Origin of the sequence: Paenarthrobacter sp. DKR-5 (genome assembly GCF_018531425.1) — a bacterium.
In the GTDB taxonomy this organism is placed as follows: domain Bacteria; phylum Actinomycetota; class Actinomycetes; order Actinomycetales; family Micrococcaceae; genus DKR-5.
Genome location: NZ_JAHBOI010000007.1, coordinates 130,813 through 150,861 on the forward strand (window position 1 = coordinate 130,813; position 20,049 = coordinate 150,861).

Genomic DNA, 20,049 nt, shown 5'->3' on the forward strand with positions numbered 1-20,049 from the left:
CCTGCCGGCAGTGTTCGGACTTGGCACCCTGGCAGGCTCCATGGCGCTCATGCTCGCTCCCTCAGGGGGTCTGCCGAGAAAGCGGTAATCCGGCTCGCAGCAGCGGCCGGCCTGGCTTTCGCCCTCTAGGCGCTCGTCCCGGCATTCCCTTACGCGCTCATAGCCTTTGGATTAGCCAGAGTCGTCAACTCGTTGTTCTTCACAGCGACACTTGCCTCGCGGGCCGAATATGCGCCGGACAATGCACGGGACCAGGTCTTTATCTGGACGGCAGCTCTCAAAGTCACCGCGGCCGCTGTCGGAACCGCCCTAGCCGGAGCGGTCATCGGCATTGATGCCCGGCTTCCCCTCGTGGCCGGCGGTCCCCTGACCGTAGCCACCGCCGCGGCCGTCGGCTTGGAGACCCGCCTGATGTCACAGCTCGGAGGGCGACGCCGACAACCCGACCGGACTAATTGAGGGTGCGTTCGAAGTTGTTATTGCTTAGGGGCCCAACAGCACCACCTACGCAGTAACACCTGAGGCATCGGATGACTGGAGGTGTCCCGGTGGAGGATGGGACTGCCCCGGCTTTTGTTGACTTGGTGACCTGCCCCAGGGATTGGTTACCCGGTGAAGAATGAGTCTCAGGCTGTTTGGGATGGGTTCTGGCAGTGTAGCTCGTGTTCGATGGGAGTCCGGTAGTCCAGTCCGGAATGGCGGCGCTGTCGGTTGTAGAAAATCTCGATGTAGTCGAAGATCGCGTTGGCCAGATCGGTGCGGGTCTTCCAGCGTTTCCTGTTCAAGAGCTCGATTTGCATGCTGGACCAGAAGGATTCCATCATCGCGTTGTCGTACCCGTCCCCGATCGTCCCGAACGAGGGCATCAGGCCGGCGGAACGGATCTTGTTGGTGAAGGCCCAGGAGGTGAACTGGACGCCGTGGTCGGCATGGACGATGCCACCGGGACCGGGGCGCCGGTTTCTAATGGCCATGTCCAGGGCGTTGACCACCAGGGCGGAGTCCTGGCTGCTGTCGATCGACCACCCAACGATCCGGCGGCTGAAGGTGTCCATCACGGCGCAGCAGTAGACCTTGCCCTCCCTGGTGGGATGTTCGGTGATGTCCGTGACCCAGAGTTCGTTCGGTGACAGGCGGTGGAATTTACGGTGCACGAGGTCATCGCTGGTGGCGATGCCCCGCAGGCGTTTGACCTTAGCCGGCCCGGGAAGGCCGGCGATCCCGGCCAGACTCATTAGTTCCGCGACCAGATGCTCGCTGACGGTGACGTTCATGCCACGGGTCAGCTCGGCATGGATCCGGCGGGAGCCGTAGGTGCCGCGGCTGGCGGTGTGGACTTCCCGGATGAGCCCGGTCAGCCATTGCCGGCGCATCCGTGTCGGTGACAGCGGCCTCTTCCGGTACTTGTAGTAGCCCGGACTGCTCACGCCAAGAAGCCGGCAGCAGACCTTCGCGGGAAACCCGGCGCCGGTAAGTTCTCCGATCACCGGGTGGATCCTTTTGGGTCCGGCCGGTCCTCACCGAGCAACCTGGCTGCACGCTTGAGGATCTCCACTTCCGTTTCCAGCTGACGGATCCGCTTCCTGGCTTTGGCCAGCTCGGTGCTCTCCGGCGTCGTCAGTCCTGGGCGTTCGCCGCGGTCGATCTGGTCCTGACGGACCCAGTTGTGCAGGCCGCCCTCGCTGATGCCCAGCTCGGCGGCCACTCGGCTGATGGGTTTACCGGCCCGGACCAGGGCCACTGCCCGTGCGCGGAATTCCGGTGGATAGGGTCTTGGCATGTCTGAAGCCTCTCAGCGAGAGCCCAAAACTCAAACCATTTCGGGTAACCAATCCCTGGGGCAGGTCAGCCTGTCAACTAAACCTTCAGCAGTCCCATCACTGCTTGCGTCGTCTGCGCGTTGTTGCTCATGCTGGTGGTGTCTCCCTTCGATGAGGGATGACCTCGCCAGGCCGGGCGGACACAACAATTACGAGTCATTGATCGAGCAAGGTCCTATGAAGTCACGTCCCGCCCGGTCCGGCCACCCGAAAGGAGCGCGACCCCGGCACGAGCCGACCCGTCGGTGTCAGGACCATGCCCGAGAGCACGTCAGTTAATCAGCAAGTCAGACCCGCCCGAAGCCGCAACTCCATCTTCATTGTTTACCGGACAGTTCCCGCGGGCCGCTCGGGCATCGGACGGAGCAGGGGCTTTCAAAGATGGCTCTGATCTTTTCCGTGTAGTTTGGCGCCGGTGATGTTCCTGTTGAAAGGAAGCCGGGTGCTGACAGGCGAGCGGACGTTGTGGCGGAAGGTTCCGGAGGTGACGGCGGTTTTCTGGGTGGTCAAGCTGCTGACCACGGCGCTGGGTGAATCGGTGTCGGATTACCTGGTAAACAGTTATGACCCGTACCTGGTGGTGGGGGTCGGCTTTGTGGTGTTCGCGGTTGCTTTGGTTCTGCAGTTCAGCAGGGTGCGGTATGTGCCGTGGGTGTACTGGTTCGCGGTGGTGATGGTCGCGGTGTTTGGCACGATGGTGGCCGACGTGATCCATGTGGTGCTCGGCGTGCCGTACCTGGTGTCAACGGTCGTGTTTGCGACCGCGCTGGCCCTGGTTTTCGTGATCTGGCGGCGGTCGGAGGGGACGTTGTCGATCCACAGCATCACCACCCGCCGGCGGGAAGCGTTTTACTGGGCCGCGGTGTCGGCGTCCTTCGCGCTCGGTACCGCCGCCGGGGACCTGGTGGCCTATTCCGCCGGGCTGGGGTTCCTCGCGGCGGGTCTGGTGTTTGCCGTGCTGTTCTCGCTCCCGGCCGTTGGACGGATCTCGTTCGGGTTGAATACGGTGTTGGTGTTCTGGGCGGCGTATGTCGTCACCCGCCCGCTGGGGGCGTCGTTCGCGGACTGGACGGGCAAGTCCGTCGGGGGCGGGGGTCTTGGCTGGGGTGATGGTCCTGTCTCGGCCGCGCTCGGGCTGTTGATTGTGGTGCTCGTCGGTTACCTGCAGGCCACCGGCAGGGACGTTGACCGCACGCTCGAACCGGTGCGGTAACCCCGCCCGGTTCCGCAGAGACAACCGGGCCCCCTCAAAGGAGCCCGGGTGCGGCGGGATCCGCCCGCTCGGGGGTTTCGTCCGCCATCGACGGACCGGCATATTCGGTGACCGGGTGGTGATGTACTTCTGCTGTCGGCGTCCGTTTGAGCCGGAGGCGTGCACCGCGTGGTCTCCTGACTCGGTGCGGTGAGGGAGGCTGCGGGAAAACGGGGAGAGAGGAGCCCGGGAGTGGAGATGGCCGCGCGCCGGCCGGGAGCTGGTGGTTACCCGTCTGCCAATGTAGCCGAGACGCCGCCGACGAGCTGTCCGCCCGCGTTGTACACCATGGCGGCCACAGTGGACGTGATGGTCAGCACGACCGTGTTGACCAGGGCCAAAACGGTGGCGAATGCCGCTACCTGCCCGATGCTGATCATTTTTGCAGATCCACCGGTGTGGCACCTGACGTTCCTGTCCTGGAGAGGAACGAATCCAGCTGCCCGATCAGCCGGTACCGTTCAGGACAATCCACAGCAGGTGAACGCCATCGCCGTCAGGATGCTTAGGGCGACGCAGATAAGGAACACCACAGGTAAAACCCGCCACGGAGAAACCGTCGAGAGCACCAGCCGTGCCCGGCGTACCGGTCGGAACGGCAGAACCCCCGACGGTGGTCTTAAAGTCAGGGCCCGGCGGGGCGTGCCCGCCAGAGGCAGGCGAGTCGTTCCAAGGGTCGCTGCTGAGGAACCGTCAGCGCTTTCGAGGGGCCGCGTACAGGTCCTTGGATGGTTCCGAGGTGCTCGTGAGGCGTTTTGGAATTCGCGCTCTCCCGGGTTGCGGCCGATTGAGCTGGCTAGCGCCGTGGTTCTTTCCGCTGCCGCTGCCTCGGTGGTGGCGGGGCAGGTGGTGGAAGCACTGGATAGTGGCCGGGACGGTGCTGGTCCTGTGCCGGTCGGTGCTGGGTGCAGGCTGAGATGGGGCGTTGTCGGTTCAGTCAGCGGCGGTGCCGGTCCGCCGTGCTTTGAGCAGTTCGACGCCTATGGGGGCCACGGAGATCAGGACGATGAGAATGAAGATCAGGTCGATGTTCCGCCCGATCCATTCGTATTGCCCGAGCCAGAACCCCAGCAGGGTGACGCCGATGCCCCATGCGAGGGCGCCGACTGCGTTGAAGGCGATGAACGTGCGGTGTTGCATGCGCGCGACGCCGGCGACGACCGGGATGAAGGTGCGCACGATCGGCACGAAGCGGGCCAGGATGACTGACCGCCGCCCGTACCGTTGGAAAAAGGTGTGGGCCCGCTCGACGTATTCCTGACGGAACAGCCGTGACTGTGGTTTGTTGAAGACTGCGGGGCCGGCTTTGTGTCCGATGAGGTAGCCGGTCTGGTCGCCGGCGAACGCGGCGGCGAATGCTGCCCCGGCCAGCACGGCGATGCTCAGGTTTACGGTGCCGGTGGCCACGAGCAGCCCGGCGGTGAACAGCAGCGAATCGCCCGGCAGGAAGAACCCGACCAGCAGGCCCGTTTCGATGAACAGGAACGCGCACACTACCAGCAGCAGCCACGGTGACACGGACGGGTCGCGGAGGAACACGTTCGGGTCCATCCAGGCCGGCAGTAAGCCCGTGACCGGGTGGACGGCGGTTCCGGAGAGGGAAACGGGAAGACGCATGTGCTCAAGCCTAGACCCCGGCGGCTGAGCGGATGCTGAGGAAATCACCGACCGGGTTTCGCTTGCCGATGGCCGGGGCGAACCGGCACGGGTTCCCTTGGCTTGGGCGTGTCTTTGACCGGGTGACAGGTGTGCCCAGTGTTGGCTTTGCCGGGCTCGTTTATGCCGGGAAACCTGCCCGGGCCGGTGGGCAGGCGCCCGGCGGGGCGCTTAGGTTGTTTCATCAGCTCCTTGCCGTGCTTTAGCGGTGAGAGGGGCTGGCCGGGAATGGGCTTTTATCCGTCGGTCAGGGTGGCCCCGATCCCTCCGACAAGTTTTGCGCATGCGTTGTAGAGGACTGCCGCCAGGGTGGACAGGGTGGTCAGCAGCACGGTGTTGACAACGGCGAGGGCCGTTGCGAAGGCTGCGACCTGCCCGACGCTGATGGTGTGCTGCAGGTCCACGGGGGTGCCGCCGGGGGCGCCGATGAGGGCGGAAAGAAAGGCGTCGAACTGGCCGATGAGCCCGGTACCGGTCAGGATGAGCCAGAGCAGGACCAGGGCGATGACTGTTGCGGCGCCGAGGGCCACACAGACAAGGAACACGGTTCTCAGGACTTTGAACGGGGAGATACTGCCAATAACGAGCCGTGCCCGGCGCACACCGGCCGGTGCGGGCGGCGCCGCGTCGGGGAACCGCGGTTGTGCGGTCCCTGCCGGGGCGGGGGAGCGGGCAGGCGGGGGCATGGTCATGTCGGCTCCTTTGGTGTGTTGGCGGCCGGTGCGGCCGTTTACTGCTTCGTGCGGGGGTGGGGCTGCCGGTTAGTGTCTCGTCCCGTGCTGGGAGGCAGCTGAGAGGGCGGGGGCTCGGGGTTACCGGGAGCGTCGGGTTCATCGGACGTGGCGGCCGGTGCGGGGCGGACACCGGGTGTTGGGGGCCCGGTGTGTGTTTCAGGGTGCGCGGTCATCTTTTGGGGTTGGTTGTTTCTAGTCTTTCTTTTCGGCGCCGCCGGCGGCTTTGGAGACGGTGAGGTTCACGGGTTTGTACCCGGGGGCGCTGAGTTCGATGGTGAAGTCGATTTTGTCGGTGGATTTGTAGTACATGCCGTTGGTGTTGATCCCGTAGTGTCCTGGCCTCGTGCCGTTGTCGAAGTGGATGGTCGAGGTGGTGTGCGGGGCGATGGTGAGGCCGGTGAGGTCCCGGGAGTAGCTTTCCTTGGCCCCGGTGGCGGTGTCGGTGAGGGTGTAGAAGATCTGGAGCCCGCTCATGGGTTTGGCGGTATCGTTTCGGGCCTGCAGTTCGAGGTGGTCGTTGACTGGTGTCTGGGTGCCGGGCTGGACGTTGTTTTCCACGATGGCGTTGGTCACGCTCAGACCTGGTCGGGTGGAGGTGTTGGTAATCGGGTTCGGGTATCTTCCCGGGGCGACGTCCTGCGGGTTGGTGCCGGCCGTGTGGGAGGTGGCGGCCGGGGCGGCGTTGGTGGTGGCTGCGGCGCCGCAGCCGGTGAGGGCCAGTGCCAGGACCAGGGCGGTGCCGGCGAGTCCGGTTTTTGCTGAGGGGTGCATGGGTTAGTTTCTCCAGTCGTTTCGTTTCAGGGCGAAGCCCGTCACTGTTGCGGCCAGGGCTGCGGTGAGCACGCAGGCCAGGGTGATGGTGTTGTCGGCGCGGGCGCGCAGGATTTCTGCGAGGGGGTGCCCGTTGTACATGTCTTTGATGCCCAGGACAGCGAAGTCCAGGCGTTCGAAGTGTTTGGTGGGGCTGAGCACTTCGGTGGCGTTGCGCACCCATTCGTAGCCTTGGAGATGCCCGAGGACCGTGCTCTGCTGGTCTTTGGCCAGGTGCAGGCTGTTGAACAGCCCGCCGGGCACCATGTTGTCCACGTCCATGGTGTCCCCGATCTGGGGCAGGACCAGGACGAAGGCCACCCATAGGGCCAGGGCCAGGACCAGGGCCGCGGACTGGTTGCCGATGACGGCGGCGAGGGCGGCCCCGGTGAGGAAAAAGATCATCAGGTACGCGGCCGCCGCTGCGGCCGCGGTGAGGACTTTGACCCATTCGGCCCCGGTCAGCGGCACGGAGCCGAGCAGGCCCAGGCTCAGGCCGGCGAAACCGAAGAGGACGGCGCTGACCGCGGTGAGCAGGACGGCGGCGCCGGCGATCTTGCCGCCGATGTAGGCGAGCGGGTGCACGGGGCGGGTCAGGATCAGGTCCATGGTGCGGCTGCGTCGTTCCCGGGCAACGGAGAGGTGGCCGAGCAGGACGGCCAGGACCGCGCCGACGATTTCGATGTATTCGATGCTGTTGCGCAGCATTTGCAGTGGAGAGTACTGCGGGACGGTGAGGATGTTCGTGGGCTGCCCGGCGGCTTTGAGCTGGGCAACGGCCGCCTGGTAGGCGGTGACCTTGTCATGGAACGCGAAGGAGGCGCCCAGGACGGAGACCGCGACCAGGCCCGTGAGTGCCAGGGTCAGGATCAGCAGGGTGCGGTCCCTGAACGCGTCCCTGATTTCCTTTCCGGCGACGGCAAGGAACGCGGCGGCGGGAAACCCGTACCCGGGAGTGCGGGACCGGGACCGGGGCGCGGACACGCTCGCGCTCATCGGAGGGCCTCCGCCGCGGGGGTGCGCCGGGCCGCCTGCAGGGCCAGGGCGGCGGCGCCCAGCGCCGCTGCTGTCATGACGGCCAGGGCGATGCCGTGGGCCTGGAGAAGGGGTCCGGGGGAGGTGAGGGGCCCGTATTCGAGCAGCCCGGAGGACACCTGTTTGTAGGCGGCGGCGATGTTGAGCGGGCCCAGGATGCTGTGGAGGGTGCCGGTGATCCCGGCAGCGGGTGCGGCGGCGGTGAGGGCTGCGGGGTTCAGGGTGGCGGTGGGTTCAGCGGCGGTGCTCAGCTGCGGGATCACGAATCCGGTGATCACCCAGAAGGCGACTGGTCCGAGCAGGGCAGCGGCCCGGGACCTGGCGCGCATGCCGGCGATCAGACCGGCCTGGGCGAACAGGGACAGGTAGAGGTAGGAGAAGGCGAAAAACAGGGCCAGCCGGCCGGTCTGGGCCCAGGACAGGGCCAGGGCCGGGACCAGCAGGCACAGGAACAGTGTTGCGGCCAGTGCTGCGGCCAGGCATGCGGCCAGTCCCGCCTGGACCGCGAGCATTTTGCCCGCAGCCCAGCAGGTGCGTGAGACCGGCCGGGAAAGCAGCAGCGCCACGGTGCGGCTGTGACGGTCCGCGATGCCGGTGCCTGACCCGAGGACGACGGCGAGCAGGGACCCGAGCAGGAAGAAGTAGATGGGAAGGTTTCGCTGCAGCGACAGCCGGGACACCGTATCGAAGGGGTTGGCCGGCACGGCGCCGTGGAGCAGGTCGCTGCTCAACCGGTAGGTGGTGTCCACGGCGTTGGAACTGGTGTATCCGATCACGCCCGCGAGCAGGGTCATGCCCAGGAAAAGCGCGAGGACCAGCAGGACGGTGGTGTCCCGGCGCGCCGAGCGCAGTTCGTGGGCCGCGACGACCAGGGCCGGGCTCATCCCATGCTCCGCACGCCGCCGGCGACCTGGTGGTAGATCTGTTCCAGGGACGCCTCGTCGGGGAACCTGTCAAGGGTCGCGGCCAGGGAATCCTGGTAGACGAGGGCGCCGGCGCTGAGCACCCCGATCGAAGTGCAGGTCAGGGAAACTTCGGCGAGCTGGTGGGTGTTCATGAAGATCGTCATCCCCAGTTCGCGGTTCAGCCGCAGGATCAGCTCCCGCAGCTGCCTCACGCCGGCGGGGTCCAGTCCGGAGGCCGGTTCGTCGAGGAAGAGGACCTTCGGGGCATGCAGGATGGCCTGGGCCAGACCGACCCGCTGACGCATCCCTTTGGAGAAACTGCCCACCCGCCGGTCGGCGTGGGCGGTGAAGTCCAGGAATTCGAGTACTTCACGGATCCGCCGGCGCGGGTCCCGCAAACCCGATAAGCGCCCCAGGTACCACAGGTTCTCGGTGGTGGTCAGGTTGTCGTAAAAGTTCACGTTCTCCGGAAGGTACCCCAGCAGCCCGCGTGCCCGGCGCGGGTCCTCACGCACATCCGTGTCAAAAAGACGCACGCTGCCCGCGTCGGGTTTCACCAGGGTGGTCAGGATGTTCATGGTGGTGGTTTTCCCGGCACCGTTGTGGCCCAGGAACCCGAACACCTCACCGGCGCCGACAGTGAAACTGATTCCGTGCAGCACGGGCCGGGCACCGTAGCTTTTGGTGAGGTCCTCGACCCGGACCGCTGTGCTTGTTTCTGCCATACCCCGAACGCTAGCCACCGGTCCCTGAGGAAGCGCTGAGACAACCGGCCGCCCCGGGCACGGCGGCGGGGCCGGAAGACCCCGGCGTGTGCCGCGTTCCGGGCACGAAAAAATGGCTGTTCCCGGCGGGGGCGCGCCGGGAACAGCCATCGTGCTTCCCGCGGGGGACGGGAAGTATCAGCCGGCGGGCAAGAGGATCACCCCGCCGGACCGGTCCTACCGGGAACCGGGGGCGTCCCCGGGGTCGGTGTGCTCCCCGCTCTGCTGCACGTCCGCGCCGTTGCCGGCCGCGCCCGGGGCTTCCTTACCGGCGGTCTCCGGTGAGTCCTTGCCGTCCGAGGTCCGGGCACCCGAGGTCTGGGCGCCGGCGGTGTCGGGGGTCTCCCCCGGGGTGGGCGCGTCAACGGCGGTGGATGCGGCGGTCGCGGAGGACGCGGAGGACGCGGCGGGCGGGGCCGTGGTGGCCGCGTTGGCGGCTCCGGCGCCGATGCCTGCCAAGGCGATCAGTCCGAGAGCGGCCGCGGTGATTCTGGTCTTGACCTGCATGATGAATCCTTTCCTGCCGGCCGGTCCGCCGGGTGGCGGGCTTATCGGCCATGCCACCACCCTGCCCCAGGGGACCTGAGAGGACGGTGAGGATCGCTGAGGGCCGGCACAGGGGCCCGGGTTGCGGGAATCGTGCCGGGCCTGAATGCTGGGAAGCATGCTGCTGCGGGTTCCGTCCCTGTTCCGGCGCCGGGCGTGGGGGATACGTACCAGCTCGACCGCCGTGGCCGTGATCGTGGTTGCCGGCGCCCTGGCGGCCGGTGGGCTGTTGCTGTTGCTGTTGCTGCAGAACGCGCTCACGACCGCGACCGACAGCGTGCTGCGCACGAAGGCCCACGATGTGGCCGCACTGGTGGCCGGGCAGGACGTCAACGAGGCCGGGCAGGCGATTTCCACCGGGGCGGCCGGGACGATCGCGGTGCAGATCCTGGACAGCGGCGGGCACGTCGTCCACGCCTCCGAACCTGCCCTGGCATCCCGACCGCTGAGCCTTCTGCGCCCGGCCCCGGGCACCACCGCAGCACAGCAACTGGCCAACGCCGGGGCACTCGGGGCGGGGGAGGATTACTATGTGGTGGCCGTCGGGGTCAGCTCCGGCTCCCAGCAGTACGTGGTGCTCGCGGCCCAGAACGTGCAGGTTAAATCCGACACTCTGCGCACCGTGGCGTTGTTCCTGCTCCTGGCCGCCCCGTTCCTGCTCCTGATTGTCGGGGTGTCCGTCTGGTACTTCGTGGGCCGGTCCCTGCGGCAGGTGGAGCTCATCCGCGCCCAGGTGGAGCAGGTCAGCCCCGGAAGCCTGGGATCCCGGGTAGGGGTCCCGCCGACGCGGGATGAGCTTCAGGCGCTGGCGGTGACGATGAACGCGATGCTCGAGCGGATCGAGGCCGCCGATGTGCGCCAACGACAGTTCCTCTCCCATGCCAGCCACGAACTGCGCAGCCCGCTCACCTCCCTGCGCACGGGCCTGGAAGTGGCCTCCTCCGAAGGAGGCAGCGGGCAGTGGAAACAGCTGGCACCGCTGCTCGCCGGCGAGGCCCGCCGCATGGGGGATCTGATCGAGGACCTGCTGACCCTGTCCAAAAGCGACGACGCCGCGTTCAGGCTCGAGCGCACAGACGTGGACTTCGACGACGTAGTCGCCCGGGAAACAGCCCGCGCCCGTGCGACGGCGCCCCCGTCGCTGCGCATCCGGGCCGACCTTACCCCCGTGCGTGTCCAGGGCGACGCCCGGCGCCTTGCCCAGGTCGTGCGCAACGTACTCGATAACGCACAGCGCCACGCAGCGACCCTGGTGGTCCTGACCCTGAACAGCGAAGACGGGCGGGCCCGGCTGACGATCGATAACGACGGGCCACCCGTACCCGATGCGGACCGGGAACGGATCTTCGGCCGGTTCGTCCGCCTCGACGACAGCAGGTCCAGAGACACCGGCGGCAGCGGCCTGGGCCTGTCCATCGCCCGCTCCCTCACCGAAGCCCACGGGGGCACGATCAACGCCGGCACCGGCCCGGACGGGCTCTGCCGCTTCACCATCGACCTGCCACAGAACTAAATCACCGAAACCCAGATCAATCCCGGTGCCCGCCTGCAGCCCTGATCACGCAGACCTGATCACAGTGGATCCTCAGGATCGATGCCCAACAGTGGTAGTCATGGACCTTCGCAGGACAGCCTTCCCATCCCTGGCCCTGATCGGCGCGCTCATGCTCGGGGCCGGCGCCGGAACACCTGGCAGCCTCCGCGGGCCGGGGGCTGCCGCCGCACCTGCGGGGAGCACCGCATCACCGTCAGGCGCGGCCCGTCCGGCCGCGGGACCGGCCGGGGATCTGGATCTGCCAACCGGCTACCCGCATGAGAGCCACACGGATGAGCGCAGAGTCGAAGAGGAGCTCGAACTGACCGAAGCAGCCCCACCTACGCTGGGCCGGTTCAGCGCCGGGGTCCTTTGAGGTTCACTACGGTCCCGCGCGACCTGCTGCCCGACGCGCCGGCCGGGCGCGAGGCATCTGTCTCCAAGCAGGGGCCGCCTTCAATCGCTCCCGGGGACCGGTGTCCGCTGAAAGAGCGGCGCCGATGTCAGTCGGGGAGGAGACGGTATCCCATGCCCCTGACGGTCAGGAGGGTGTTCGTCTTGAACGGGGCGTCGATTTTCCGGCGCAGGTACCCCACATAGACTTCCACGACGTTGTCGCCGCCTTCGAACATGGGGTCCCAGACATTGTCGAGGATCTCGGCCTTGGAGAGCACTTCCCCGGGGCGGCGCATCAGATACGTCAGCAGCCCGAACTCCCGGGCGGTGAGACTGATTTCCGTGCCGTGCCGGTGCACTGACCGGCGGAGCGGGTCCAGCACCAAGGACCCGACGGTGAGGTTCACGGGCCGTTCCGGGGCCCCGCGCCGGATCAGTGCCCGCAGCCGGGCGACCAGTACCAGGAAACTGAACGGCTTGGTCAGGTAGTCGTCGGCGCCGAGGTCGAAGGCATCGGTCTGGTCGTATTCGCCGTCCTTGGCGGTGAGCATCATCACCGGGGACCAGATCAGGCGTTCGCGCATTTCCTTCAGGACCGTGTAGCCGTGTTTGCCGGGCAGCATCAGGTCCAGGATCACCGCGTCGTACGGGTTCTCCGTTGCAGCCCACAGCCCGCTCACCCCGTCATGGACGACGTCCACGACGAAGCCCTCGCCGGTGAGGCCCCGCCGCAGCGTCTCGGCCAGAACCTTCTCGTCCTCCACCACCAATACCCGCACCCGGCACCTCCCTGCTCACGCCCGGCATGGTCCGGGGTTGGCTCCAGTATGGCCTGAAGCTTCTGAGTGATTCCTGAGGAAGAGGGTTCCTCAGCTTTTTCTCAGCCGGCCCTGGCCAAAATGAGGTCAACAACCATCAAGGTGAAGGAATGATGAGCGTTCCCCGACTCCCCAACCCCCTGCCGGCGCTGCGCAGCTGGTTTGTCCTTGCCGCTGGAACGGTGCTTTTCGCGTTGAGTCTTCTGCTGGGCTTTGTGTCCAAGTCCTACGGCGCGGCCAGCCCGGACCTTGCCGTGGACGTGGAACTGGGCGAGTCCCGGGCCCCGGTGCTCAGCGCCGGATCACTCATCATCCACTTCCTGATCGGGCCCCCGGCCGCCGTGGCGATCATCGCCGCCGTGTCCGCGTGGCTGATGTGGGTGGCACGGGAACCGATGAAATCCCTGGCCTTCGGCTCCGTCACTGCCGCCGGCTGGCTGAGCTCGGGAATCGGCAAGTTCACCGTGGCCAGGCTGCGTCCCCCGACCGATGCCGTGCATGCGCTGCTCATTGAAACCAGGGCTGACAGCTTCCCCAGCGGCCACACCGCTTTCGCCGCTTCGCTCTCCCTCGCAGTTATCCTCGTCCTGGCCAACAACCGCAACCAGCGCCTCACGGCCGCCGCAGCGGGCGTGCTATTCACCGGCGTCGTGGCACTGTCCCGCGTGTATCTGGGTGTGCATTACCCCACCGACGTCGCCGGGTCCGTGTTCATCAGCGCCGGCGGCATCCTGATCTGGCTCTTCGTCTGGAACAGGCTTCTCTTCCCCCGCCTCACACGGCTACCACGCCTGGCCCGGCTGGCCCGGGCCGGGAATTGAGGGTTCCATGAGATCCCTTCCCCGGCCCGGGAGAGTGTTCACCGGCGCAGGACGACCGTTCCTCCGCCCTTCGGCGCCCCGGCCGTGAACGCCCTCGTCGACACCGTCCTGCACGCCCCGCCGGCCCTGCTCTACACCATCGTCACGGCTCTCGTCTTCGCCGAGGACGCCGTCTTCGTCGGCTTCATCATTCCCGGAGAGACAGCAGCGATCCTGGGCGGTCTCATGGCCGCGACAGGACACGCCCGCTTGTGGGTCATGATCCCGGCAGTCGCCGCCGCCGCCATCGCAGGAGACACCGCCGGCTACGAAATCGGCAAGCGCTTCGGGCCCCGACTGCTGCGAACACGGTTGCTGCGCAACCGGCAGGCCCGGCTCGAGACGGCCAGGGACCTGCTGCGCCGCAAAGGCGGAACAGCGGTCTTCCTGGGACGGTTCACCGCGTTCTTCCGCGCCGTGATGCCCGCCCTCGCGGGAACCGCGGCCATGCCCTACCGACGTTTCTTCGCTTACAACGCGGCCGGCGGCGTCGTGTGGGCAACAGGTGCGGTGCTGCTGGGATACTTCGGCGGCAACAGCTACCAGGCCCTCGCATCCTCTTTCGGCACTGCCGGCACCATCCTGGCGGCAGCAGTCGCCGCAGTCGCCCTGCTCACATGGCGCCTCCGACGGCGCGCCCGCAACCACGACAAAAACCCGGCGACGGCTGCCCGCACCCCCGACTGAGCGCGCCGGACCGCCAGCCGGAATCACCCACAACAACACCGCAAGGAACGCGATCTAATCATCGCCACCGGCCAGCGCCACGCTCACTGAGCGCAACCCCACGCTCACGGTGCTCGTCCCATTCGTGGCGCACGCCCGGCGCAGAACGGCGGCGATGCCCTGATCAGGACGTTCGCGGAGCCCCCCGGGGCCCTTCAGCGGTCTCTGACGCGGGCCCAGGGCAACGAGATCTTCCACCATGAACGGATCGACAAGGCGCCCGTGTCTGGCATTCGCCTAGGGAGACGGGTGCGGCTCCACCGCAGACGATCGTTTGCGGTAGAGCCGCGCAGCAGCCATGGCTTGCTCCATCCGCTGCGCGCCTGGAGACGCTGCTCCGGGAAACGGACGGAACATGGGAATTTCGCTGTTCGTACGACCCGTGCGTTGAAACGCACGATGAAGGCGCCTTTGAGGGCCGCCGGCTCGTCAGAGGGACATCAGCCAGGGTTGGCAGGCAGGGGGCTAGATCCAGTCGCGTTTCTTGAAGATGCCGTAGAGGAACGCGGTGCCGAAGACCATCAGGCCCATGGAGAGCCAGAGCCCGTACTGGTCCTGGAAGCCGAAGAACGGGACGTTCTGGCCGAAGAATCCGGTGACAGCGGTCGGGACGGCGATGATCGCGGCCCAGCTGGTGACCTTCTTCATGATGAGGTTCATGTTGTTGCCCTGGATGCTGATGTGCGTTTCCAGGATGGTGGTCACCAGGTCCCTGAGGGATTCGGTCCATTCGGAGACGCGCAGGACGTGGTCGTACACGTCCTGCAGGAAGGGCTGCATGGCCGGGCTGCAGCCCACGAGGTCATCGCGGCGCAGCAGCGTGTTCAGGACCTCGCGCATGGGCAGGACAACCCGACGCAGCCGGACGAGGTTCTTGCGGACCTCAAAGGTCCGGCGCTGCAGGTCGTGGTCGGGCATGTGGTCATCGAAGAGGGAATCTTCGAGGGCGTCGATGCAGCCGTCGAGTTCCTGGGCGGCGTCGAAGTGGCCGTCGACGATCATGTCCAGCAGCCCCCAGAAGAGGAACGGCACCCCGTGGGCGGCCAGATCTGGTTCGGCGTCCCAGTGCGCCCTCAGCCCGTCGGTGTCGAAGTCGGGTCCGTGGACGGTGACCAGGGCGTTGCGGGTGATGAACGCTGAGATCTCGGCAACGGCGAGGTCGCTGCTGCCGGGGGTGAGCCTGGCCTCGTACGCGGAAAGGAACAGGTGGTGGGGGTAGCGGTCGAGCTTGGGCCGCTGAAAGTCGTGCACGGCGTCTTCGACCGCGAGCCGGTGCAGCCCGTAGACCGTCTCAACCACGGAGAGGTCATCGGGCGCCGGGTCCGTGTAGTCGATCCACAACACGACGTCGTCCTGACGGGCGAGGGATTCGATCTCCTGAACGGCGACGTCCTCGCGCTCGAGCTTGCCTTCACGGTACAACCGGATGAACACCATCCGGCCAATGGTACGGGGAGGAACTTGAAGAATTCCCGACCGCGGCGACATCCCACCGCCGACGGAAAGTCGCACCCCTGCTCTGAATCGGCTGAGTACGGTTACTGGCACTGGCGTTTAGCCAGTCCCATTGCGGTCCCCTCACCGTATGCCGCAACAGGTCGGGGTAGCCATAAATGCCAGGGCGTAGTTCGTGTTTCCAGCCTTGGCATGGTCGTGGTGTTCCCTGTCCACATAATGACCGCCGTAGGCTGCGTACATGTCCTTGACCCGCTTCCTGCACCCATCGTCCAGGCCCCACGTTTCGTGGAAGGGTTTCAGGGCGCGCCGGGGCCGCAATCGGTGCGAGGACTTCAACAGGCTCGTTCTACGTCGGAATCAGGACAGCCACGCGCATCCCGTGCGGGTCGGCCAGGACCGGTGCAGGGGCCCGGCTGTCGATGTCCCACAAGGCCACCCGCGTTCAGGATAACCCCGCCCACGGGCAGGGCTTCGAAGGCCACAAGGGCCCAGGCCGCGGCCAAATCCGGGCCCCAGTCGGCATCGTGAACACCACCCGCCAGAGCACGTAAAGCACCGGGACCGCGGCCGCGGCGATCCCGCCGATGAAGGACTTGGCGATTTTGACGGTCCTCAATGGAAGTACCTGAAGTAGCGCGAGGGTGGAGTCCGCCGTTCCGTAGTCATCCAGGGCGGCGACACCAACACCGGCGTTGCTGCAGCTGCGCTGCCGCCCCGACCGGCGCCGGCGAGGCATGGGTGTCAGGACGCGGCTGAGGAAGGAGCGAAAGACAAAGGAGCGGAGACCGCCCTCGGGCGGCCCGTCGGTCGGGCTGACGGCGTCCCACTCACGCCGGGCGGCAGATCGGGATCTGAGCCAAAAAATCCTCCGCGTCCATGTGCCGCCTGTTCAGGACCGGGTCGAACGCCGCGCTCAGCGCACGCTGATACTGTCTTGCATGCGCAAGCTCGCACCAGCTCAGGGCAAGACGCTCCGATATCCATACGTTCATCAACGATGTTTCTTCATCGCTGAGCGCCGTGCGCCGGGCGCCGGGCGGATCTTCAGAATCGAGGGCAGGACTATGGCCAGTTTCTTCCGAAACTCCGAGGTTCCCGCTCCTATCGCATCCGCGCGCACGTCATTGGCGACGTGGTCCGAGACCCCTATGTACACAGGAGCAGCGCCGCAGCTCTCAATCCCGTCCGCGGACGTCCCGCCGGCCGGCCACCACGCATACAAACCTCTTACCTCGGCCCAGTACTCCTGAGCGTGTCCCCAGGGGCAATCTAGGTGTGGTTGAGCCTTGGGGTTGAGTAGTTTCGGTGCAGCCGTTGACGCTAAGGGTGCTCCGGCACTGCTTTGGTGGTTTGTATGTTGCGGTAGATGGTCATGGGGGTGACGGCGCAGGAGGCAGCGATTTCGGCCATGGTGAATTGCCGCGCGTCGTACATGCGCTGAGCTTTGTTGATGAGCTCTGGGGTCATTTTGGGTTTGCGTCCACCTTTGCGTCCTCTGGCCCTGGCGGCGATGAGTCCGGCCTGGGTCCGTTCCCGGATCAGTGCGGCTTCGTATTCGGCCATGAGCGCGAACATTCCGAAGACGAGTTTCCCGTGGGCGGTGGTGGTGTCCACGATTCCGTTGGTCAGTGATTGGACGCCGATGTCGTGTTCGTCGAGGGTGGTGACGATGTCGATGAGGTCGCGTAGGTTCCGTCCGAGTCTGTCGATTTTCCAGACGACCAGGGTGTCTCCGGGCCGCAGGTCATCCAGACAGCGGGCCCACTGTGGCCGGCCGGCTTTGGTGCCGGTCGCTGTGTCTTTGTAGATCTTCAGACAGCCCTCGGCGTCGAGTGCATCGAGCTGCAGCCGGGGGTCCTGGTCGGTGGTGCTGACCCTCGCGTACCCGATTTTGTGTCCCATGCCTTCCGATCTAACAAAACCCATACTCCAGGGAGTGTTTCGTTGTTTAGATTTCGTTGCGGGTTTTGTGAGGCCGCAGCTCGGGCCTGGCATTCACGCAGGGAGACGGCGGCGACCCTATCGCAGACGACCGTTTGCGGTAGAGCCGCGCAGCAGCCATGGCTTACTCCATCCGCCGCGTGCCGTGCGGGGTTGAACCTGTCCGCCGCTGCCGCAGCGACCTCCCTGCGGTCATCGTCCACCGGGGGCGGTTAAGGGTCAGTGGTTCAGGTTCTGTGCGTGACCTGTGGGGAGGGGCTGGCCGGAGGCCAGCAGGGTTTGGATGGCTTGTGCGGGGGCGGGGCGGGCCAGCAGGTAGCCTTGGCCCATTTTGGCGCCGAGGCGGCGGAGCAGTTCGATGTGTTCGGGTTCTTCGATACCTTCGGCGATGACGTCGAGGCGGAGTTTGCCGGCGAGCCCGAGGATGCCTTCGAGCATGGCCAGGGAGGCGGGATCGGAGGTGACCCGGGCGAGGAAGGACTGGTCGATTTTCAGGATGTCGGCGGGGAGGGCAGCGAGGGTACTCAGGGATGAGTAGCCTGTTCCGAAGTCATCGATCGCGATCCGGACCCCGCTTTCCTTCAGCGCGGTGAGCGCGGTGATGCCGCCGTCGGCGCTGGTGGCGAGAGCCGTTTCGGTTACTTCCAGAACAATGTGGTCCGGTTGGGCTTGGGGCTGGTCCAGGATGGCTTTGATGGCGGCGAGGTTTTTGGGGTTGGGCAGCTGGAGGGTGGAGAGATTGACCGCGACCCAGAGGTTCTCACGCCCGTGAATGCTTTCGCGCCAGCTGGTGCCTTGGCGGGCCGCGGTGTCCAGTACCCAGCAGCCGATGGCGTCGATGTCCCCGGTTTCTTCGGCCAGCGGGATGAAGTCCTGGGGCTGTAGCAGCCCCAGGACCGGGTGGTCCCAGCGCACGAGTGCTTCAACGCCGAGGATCGCCCCGCTCTTCAGATCGGCAACGGGCTGGTAGTCGAGGCGAAGCTGCCCGGAAGGAGCTGCTTCGGCGAGGTCGGCCCTGAGTGAGGCGTGATCGGCCATCTGGTTGTACATGTGGGAATCGAAGAGCTGGTACCGGGCCTTTCCGGAGCCTTTGGCCATATACATGGCGAAGTCGGCTTGGCGCAGCAGTTCCGCAGCGTCCCGGGTGCCGGGGTGCTTGTGCGCTATGCCTATGCTGACGGTGATGGTGACGCGGTGCCCGTTCAGGAGGAACGGCACGTTCAGGGCGCGCAGGATGCGTTCGGCAATTTCCCCGGCCGTGTTCGCGTCTCCGCCGGTGATGATGACGGCGAATTCATCCCCGCCCAGGCGCGCGACGACATCCCGGGAGCGGACGCACCCTTTGAGTCTGGCCGCCAGACTGATCAGCAGCGCGTCCCCGCCCTCGTGACCCAGGGAATCATTGATGTCTTTGAAGTCATCGACGTCAATGAAGAGCAGGCTCTGACCGGTGTCCTGTCGGGGGCCGTCAGGGGCGAACAACGAGTTCAATTGCTCGGAAACGGCGGCACGGTTCGCCAGCCCGGTCAGCGGGTCCTGTGTCGCGCGGCGGGTCAGGGCCAGGTAGCTTTTGTGCAGGGCTTCGGCCATGGTGTTGAAAGCACCGGCGAGTTCTCCGAGTTCGTCCCGGCGCGGGACGTTGATGCGGTAGTTGTAGTCCCCGGCCTGCAGCCTGAGGACACCTGCGTGGAGGATGTCCACCGGACCCATCAGGTCGGTGAGCATCCGTCGCCGGAAGTAGACGGTGACCGCCAGGGCGGATACGAACACTGCGATGAGGAAAACGACCAGGGTCTGTTCCAGGCGGGCGCCGTACGCGGTGCCTTCATTCATGGCATCGAGGGAAGCGCTGTGAAGCCGGTTCAAAAGTTCCCGGGCTGCGTCGCTGGAAGCAGCGAAAGCCGGTATCTCCGCTGCACGGTTTCCGTTCAGGCCCTGCACCTGGGTTCCCCACAAGCCATGAGCGCTGAGTCCGTCCTGCCAGGTCCGGGCGGCCCGGCCCAGGATACCGTGCGCGTCGCTGCCTGCCGGGAAATCTGCTGGGCTTTTTTCAAACAGGTCCAGTAGCTGTTGCTGCTGTGCCAGGAAGGCAGCCTTGTCCACGGGGGCCCCGGAAAGCAATTGCTGCCCGGCCTGCTCGTGCCCGATCATGGCCGTGCGCAGGGCTGCGACACTGTCGGATTCACGCTGGAGCTGGCCGACCGTCCCCTGCATATGGTCCATCACGTTTTGAATCCCCGCCACAGACCCGGCCCCGGCAAGAATCAGCAGCACCAGCAACACCACGAACGCGCGGGACCATTCACGCCGCAGGCTCCGCTCCCGCCCTATACCGGCATCGGCAATACCGGCCCCGAACAGGGACCGGGGAACACCCGGGATGAAACCGCTGGGCAAACCGTTCTCCGGTTCAGCAGCACTGGCCGCTCCACGTGAAGCAGACCCGCTCGAGGGCCGGTCAGGGGTGCGGCCAGTCACGCACCACAGGGCGAAATCCTCGCCCTGGTCCCCGCCCAGGCAGTGGTCCCCTAAACGGCTTTTGGCCCGTTCGACCGTTTCCTCAACACTCAGCCGCTCACGATGCTCCCGGATCTCCGCTATGTTCCCGGGAGCGAATTCCTCCAGCGCAGCGTAACGGATGATCGGATCCCCGGCCTCGGGCCCGGAGGGTTCCTCGCAGTGGATGACACGACCGTCCCCAACATCAACGCCGTGATGGGACCCGTCAGCACGGTGCACAACAATGTGATCACCCCGCATTAGTCAACATCCTCCCGCATCTCTGAGCCAACAC

The 20,049-nt window shown here is 66.1% G+C and carries 17 protein-coding genes and 2 pseudogenes; 5 read left to right on the top strand and 14 right to left on the bottom strand.

Annotated features, from left to right (window positions below; genetic code table 11):
* Positions 1 to 626: 626 nt before the first annotated feature.
* Positions 627 to 1,780: pseudogene (locus KIH31_RS15525) on the bottom strand (IS3 family transposase).
* Between the two features lie 524 nt (positions 1,781 to 2,304).
* On the opposite strand from KIH31_RS15525, the gene KIH31_RS15530 reads away from it, so the two are divergent.
* Entirely contained in the window at positions 2,305 to 3,033 is a 729-nt protein-coding gene (locus KIH31_RS15530) for a hypothetical protein (protein WP_214428038.1), read from the top strand.
* A gap of 266 nt (positions 3,034 to 3,299) precedes the next feature.
* On the opposite strand, the gene KIH31_RS15535 is transcribed toward KIH31_RS15530, so the two are convergent.
* The 8 genes from KIH31_RS15535 to KIH31_RS15570 form a co-directional block, all read right to left on the bottom strand.
* A complete protein-coding gene (locus KIH31_RS15535) occupies positions 3,300 to 3,452 on the bottom strand; it encodes a DUF3566 domain-containing protein (protein ID WP_214428039.1) in 153 nt (50 codons plus the stop codon).
* Positions 3,453 to 4,005: 553 nt separating this feature from the next.
* Positions 4,006 to 4,689: a DedA family protein gene (locus KIH31_RS15540; RefSeq protein ID WP_214428040.1), complete on the bottom strand. Its 684-nt coding sequence runs from the start codon at positions 4,687 to 4,689 to the stop codon at positions 4,006 to 4,008.
* Positions 4,690 to 4,964: 275 nt separating this feature from the next.
* On the bottom strand, positions 4,965 to 5,420 hold the full coding sequence (locus KIH31_RS15545; RefSeq protein WP_214428041.1) for a DUF3566 domain-containing protein: 456 nt from the start codon (positions 5,418 to 5,420) through the stop codon (positions 4,965 to 4,967).
* Between the two features lie 234 nt (positions 5,421 to 5,654).
* Positions 5,655 to 6,233, bottom strand: a complete 579-nt coding sequence (locus KIH31_RS15550) for a hypothetical protein (RefSeq protein ID WP_214428042.1) — start codon at positions 6,231 to 6,233, stop codon at positions 5,655 to 5,657.
* A 3-nt stretch (positions 6,234 to 6,236) separates the two neighbouring features.
* A complete protein-coding gene (locus tag KIH31_RS15555; protein ID WP_214428043.1) occupies positions 6,237 to 7,268 on the bottom strand; it encodes an ABC transporter permease in 1,032 nt (343 codons plus the stop codon).
* Positions 7,265 to 8,191, bottom strand: coding sequence for an ABC transporter permease (locus KIH31_RS15560; RefSeq protein WP_214428044.1), 927 nt, complete (start codon positions 8,189 to 8,191; stop codon positions 7,265 to 7,267). The genes KIH31_RS15555 and KIH31_RS15560 overlap by 4 nt, the downstream gene beginning before the upstream one ends.
* Positions 8,188 to 8,937 (bottom strand): ABC transporter ATP-binding protein, encoded by a 750-nt coding sequence (locus KIH31_RS15565; protein ID WP_214428045.1) that lies wholly within the window; start codon positions 8,935 to 8,937, stop codon positions 8,188 to 8,190. Before KIH31_RS15565 ends, KIH31_RS15560 begins: the two co-directional genes overlap by 4 nt.
* A 216-nt stretch (positions 8,938 to 9,153) precedes the next feature.
* A complete protein-coding gene (locus KIH31_RS15570) occupies positions 9,154 to 9,483 on the bottom strand; it encodes a hypothetical protein (RefSeq protein WP_214428046.1) in 330 nt (109 codons plus the stop codon).
* Positions 9,484 to 9,640: 157 nt separating this feature from the next.
* Between KIH31_RS15570 and KIH31_RS15575 the strand changes: the two genes are divergently transcribed.
* Positions 9,641 to 11,035 carry a cell wall metabolism sensor histidine kinase WalK gene (locus tag KIH31_RS15575; RefSeq protein ID WP_214428047.1) on the top strand — a complete coding sequence of 465 codons (1,395 nt, stop codon included), beginning with the start codon at positions 9,641 to 9,643 and terminating at the stop codon, positions 11,033 to 11,035.
* Positions 11,036 to 11,135: 100 nt separating this feature from the next.
* Positions 11,136 to 11,432, top strand: coding sequence for a hypothetical protein (locus tag KIH31_RS15580; protein WP_214428048.1), 297 nt, complete (start codon positions 11,136 to 11,138; stop codon positions 11,430 to 11,432).
* Between the two features lie 127 nt (positions 11,433 to 11,559).
* Here KIH31_RS15580 and KIH31_RS15585 read toward each other — a convergent pair whose 3' ends face one another.
* The gene (locus KIH31_RS15585) at positions 11,560 to 12,231 is read right to left on the bottom strand and encodes a response regulator transcription factor (RefSeq protein WP_214428049.1); all 672 of its coding nucleotides are present in this window, start codon (positions 12,229 to 12,231) and stop codon (positions 11,560 to 11,562) included.
* A 152-nt stretch (positions 12,232 to 12,383) separates the two neighbouring features.
* Between KIH31_RS15585 and KIH31_RS15590 the strand changes: the two genes are divergently transcribed.
* Both KIH31_RS15590 and KIH31_RS15595 read left to right on the top strand, forming a co-directional pair.
* Complete coding sequence (locus KIH31_RS15590; protein WP_214428050.1) at positions 12,384 to 13,091, top strand: phosphatase PAP2 family protein; 708 nt, start codon at positions 12,384 to 12,386, stop codon at positions 13,089 to 13,091.
* 84 nt (positions 13,092 to 13,175) lie between these two features.
* Positions 13,176 to 13,817: a DedA family protein gene (locus tag KIH31_RS15595; RefSeq protein ID WP_214428051.1), complete on the top strand. Its 642-nt coding sequence runs from the start codon at positions 13,176 to 13,178 to the stop codon at positions 13,815 to 13,817.
* 504 nt (positions 13,818 to 14,321) lie between these two features.
* Here KIH31_RS15595 and KIH31_RS15600 read toward each other — a convergent pair.
* From KIH31_RS15600 to KIH31_RS18520, 4 genes and pseudogenes are all read right to left on the bottom strand, one after another.
* Positions 14,322 to 15,293, bottom strand: coding sequence for a magnesium transporter CorA family protein (locus KIH31_RS15600; RefSeq protein WP_214428052.1), 972 nt, complete (start codon positions 15,291 to 15,293; stop codon positions 14,322 to 14,324).
* A gap of 1,341 nt (positions 15,294 to 16,634) precedes the next feature.
* Positions 16,635 to 17,216 (bottom strand): recombinase family protein, encoded by a 582-nt coding sequence (locus KIH31_RS15605; RefSeq protein ID WP_214428053.1) that lies wholly within the window; start codon positions 17,214 to 17,216, stop codon positions 16,635 to 16,637.
* Between the two features lie 258 nt (positions 17,217 to 17,474).
* The gene (locus tag KIH31_RS15610) at positions 17,475 to 19,652 is read right to left on the bottom strand and encodes a bifunctional diguanylate cyclase/phosphodiesterase (protein WP_250546078.1); all 2,178 of its coding nucleotides are present in this window, start codon (positions 19,650 to 19,652) and stop codon (positions 17,475 to 17,477) included.
* Between the two features lie 129 nt (positions 19,653 to 19,781).
* Positions 19,782 to 20,015 (bottom strand): annotated as a pseudogene (locus KIH31_RS18520) (lecithin retinol acyltransferase family protein); the annotation flags it as partial.
* Positions 20,016 to 20,049: the final 34 nt, after the last annotated feature.

Coding starts and splice junctions, on each gene's coding strand:
- KIH31_RS15535 (WP_214428039.1), bottom strand. CDS start 3,452: ATGATCAGCATCGGGCAGGTAGCGGCATTCGCCACCGTTTTGGCCCTG.
- KIH31_RS15540 (WP_214428040.1), bottom strand. CDS start 4,689: ATGCGTCTTCCCGTTTCCCTCTCCGGAACCGCCGTCCACCCGGTCACG.
- KIH31_RS15545 (WP_214428041.1), bottom strand. CDS start 5,420: ATGACCATGCCCCCGCCTGCCCGCTCCCCCGCCCCGGCAGGGACCGCA.
- KIH31_RS15550 (WP_214428042.1), bottom strand. CDS start 6,233: ATGCACCCCTCAGCAAAAACCGGACTCGCCGGCACCGCCCTGGTCCTG.
- KIH31_RS15555 (WP_214428043.1), bottom strand. CDS start 7,268: ATGAGCGCGAGCGTGTCCGCGCCCCGGTCCCGGTCCCGCACTCCCGGG.
- KIH31_RS15560 (WP_214428044.1), bottom strand. CDS start 8,191: ATGAGCCCGGCCCTGGTCGTCGCGGCCCACGAACTGCGCTCGGCGCGC.
- KIH31_RS15565 (WP_214428045.1), bottom strand. CDS start 8,937: ATGGCAGAAACAAGCACAGCGGTCCGGGTCGAGGACCTCACCAAAAGC.
- KIH31_RS15570 (WP_214428046.1), bottom strand. CDS start 9,483: ATGCAGGTCAAGACCAGAATCACCGCGGCCGCTCTCGGACTGATCGCC.
- KIH31_RS15575 (WP_214428047.1), top strand. CDS start 9,641: ATGCTGCTGCGGGTTCCGTCCCTGTTCCGGCGCCGGGCGTGGGGGATA.
- KIH31_RS15580 (WP_214428048.1), top strand. CDS start 11,136: ATGGACCTTCGCAGGACAGCCTTCCCATCCCTGGCCCTGATCGGCGCG.
- KIH31_RS15590 (WP_214428050.1), top strand. CDS start 12,384: ATGAGCGTTCCCCGACTCCCCAACCCCCTGCCGGCGCTGCGCAGCTGG.
- KIH31_RS15600 (WP_214428052.1), bottom strand. CDS start 15,293: ATGGTGTTCATCCGGTTGTACCGTGAAGGCAAGCTCGAGCGCGAGGAC.
- KIH31_RS15605 (WP_214428053.1), bottom strand. CDS start 17,216: ATGGGACACAAAATCGGGTACGCGAGGGTCAGCACCACCGACCAGGAC.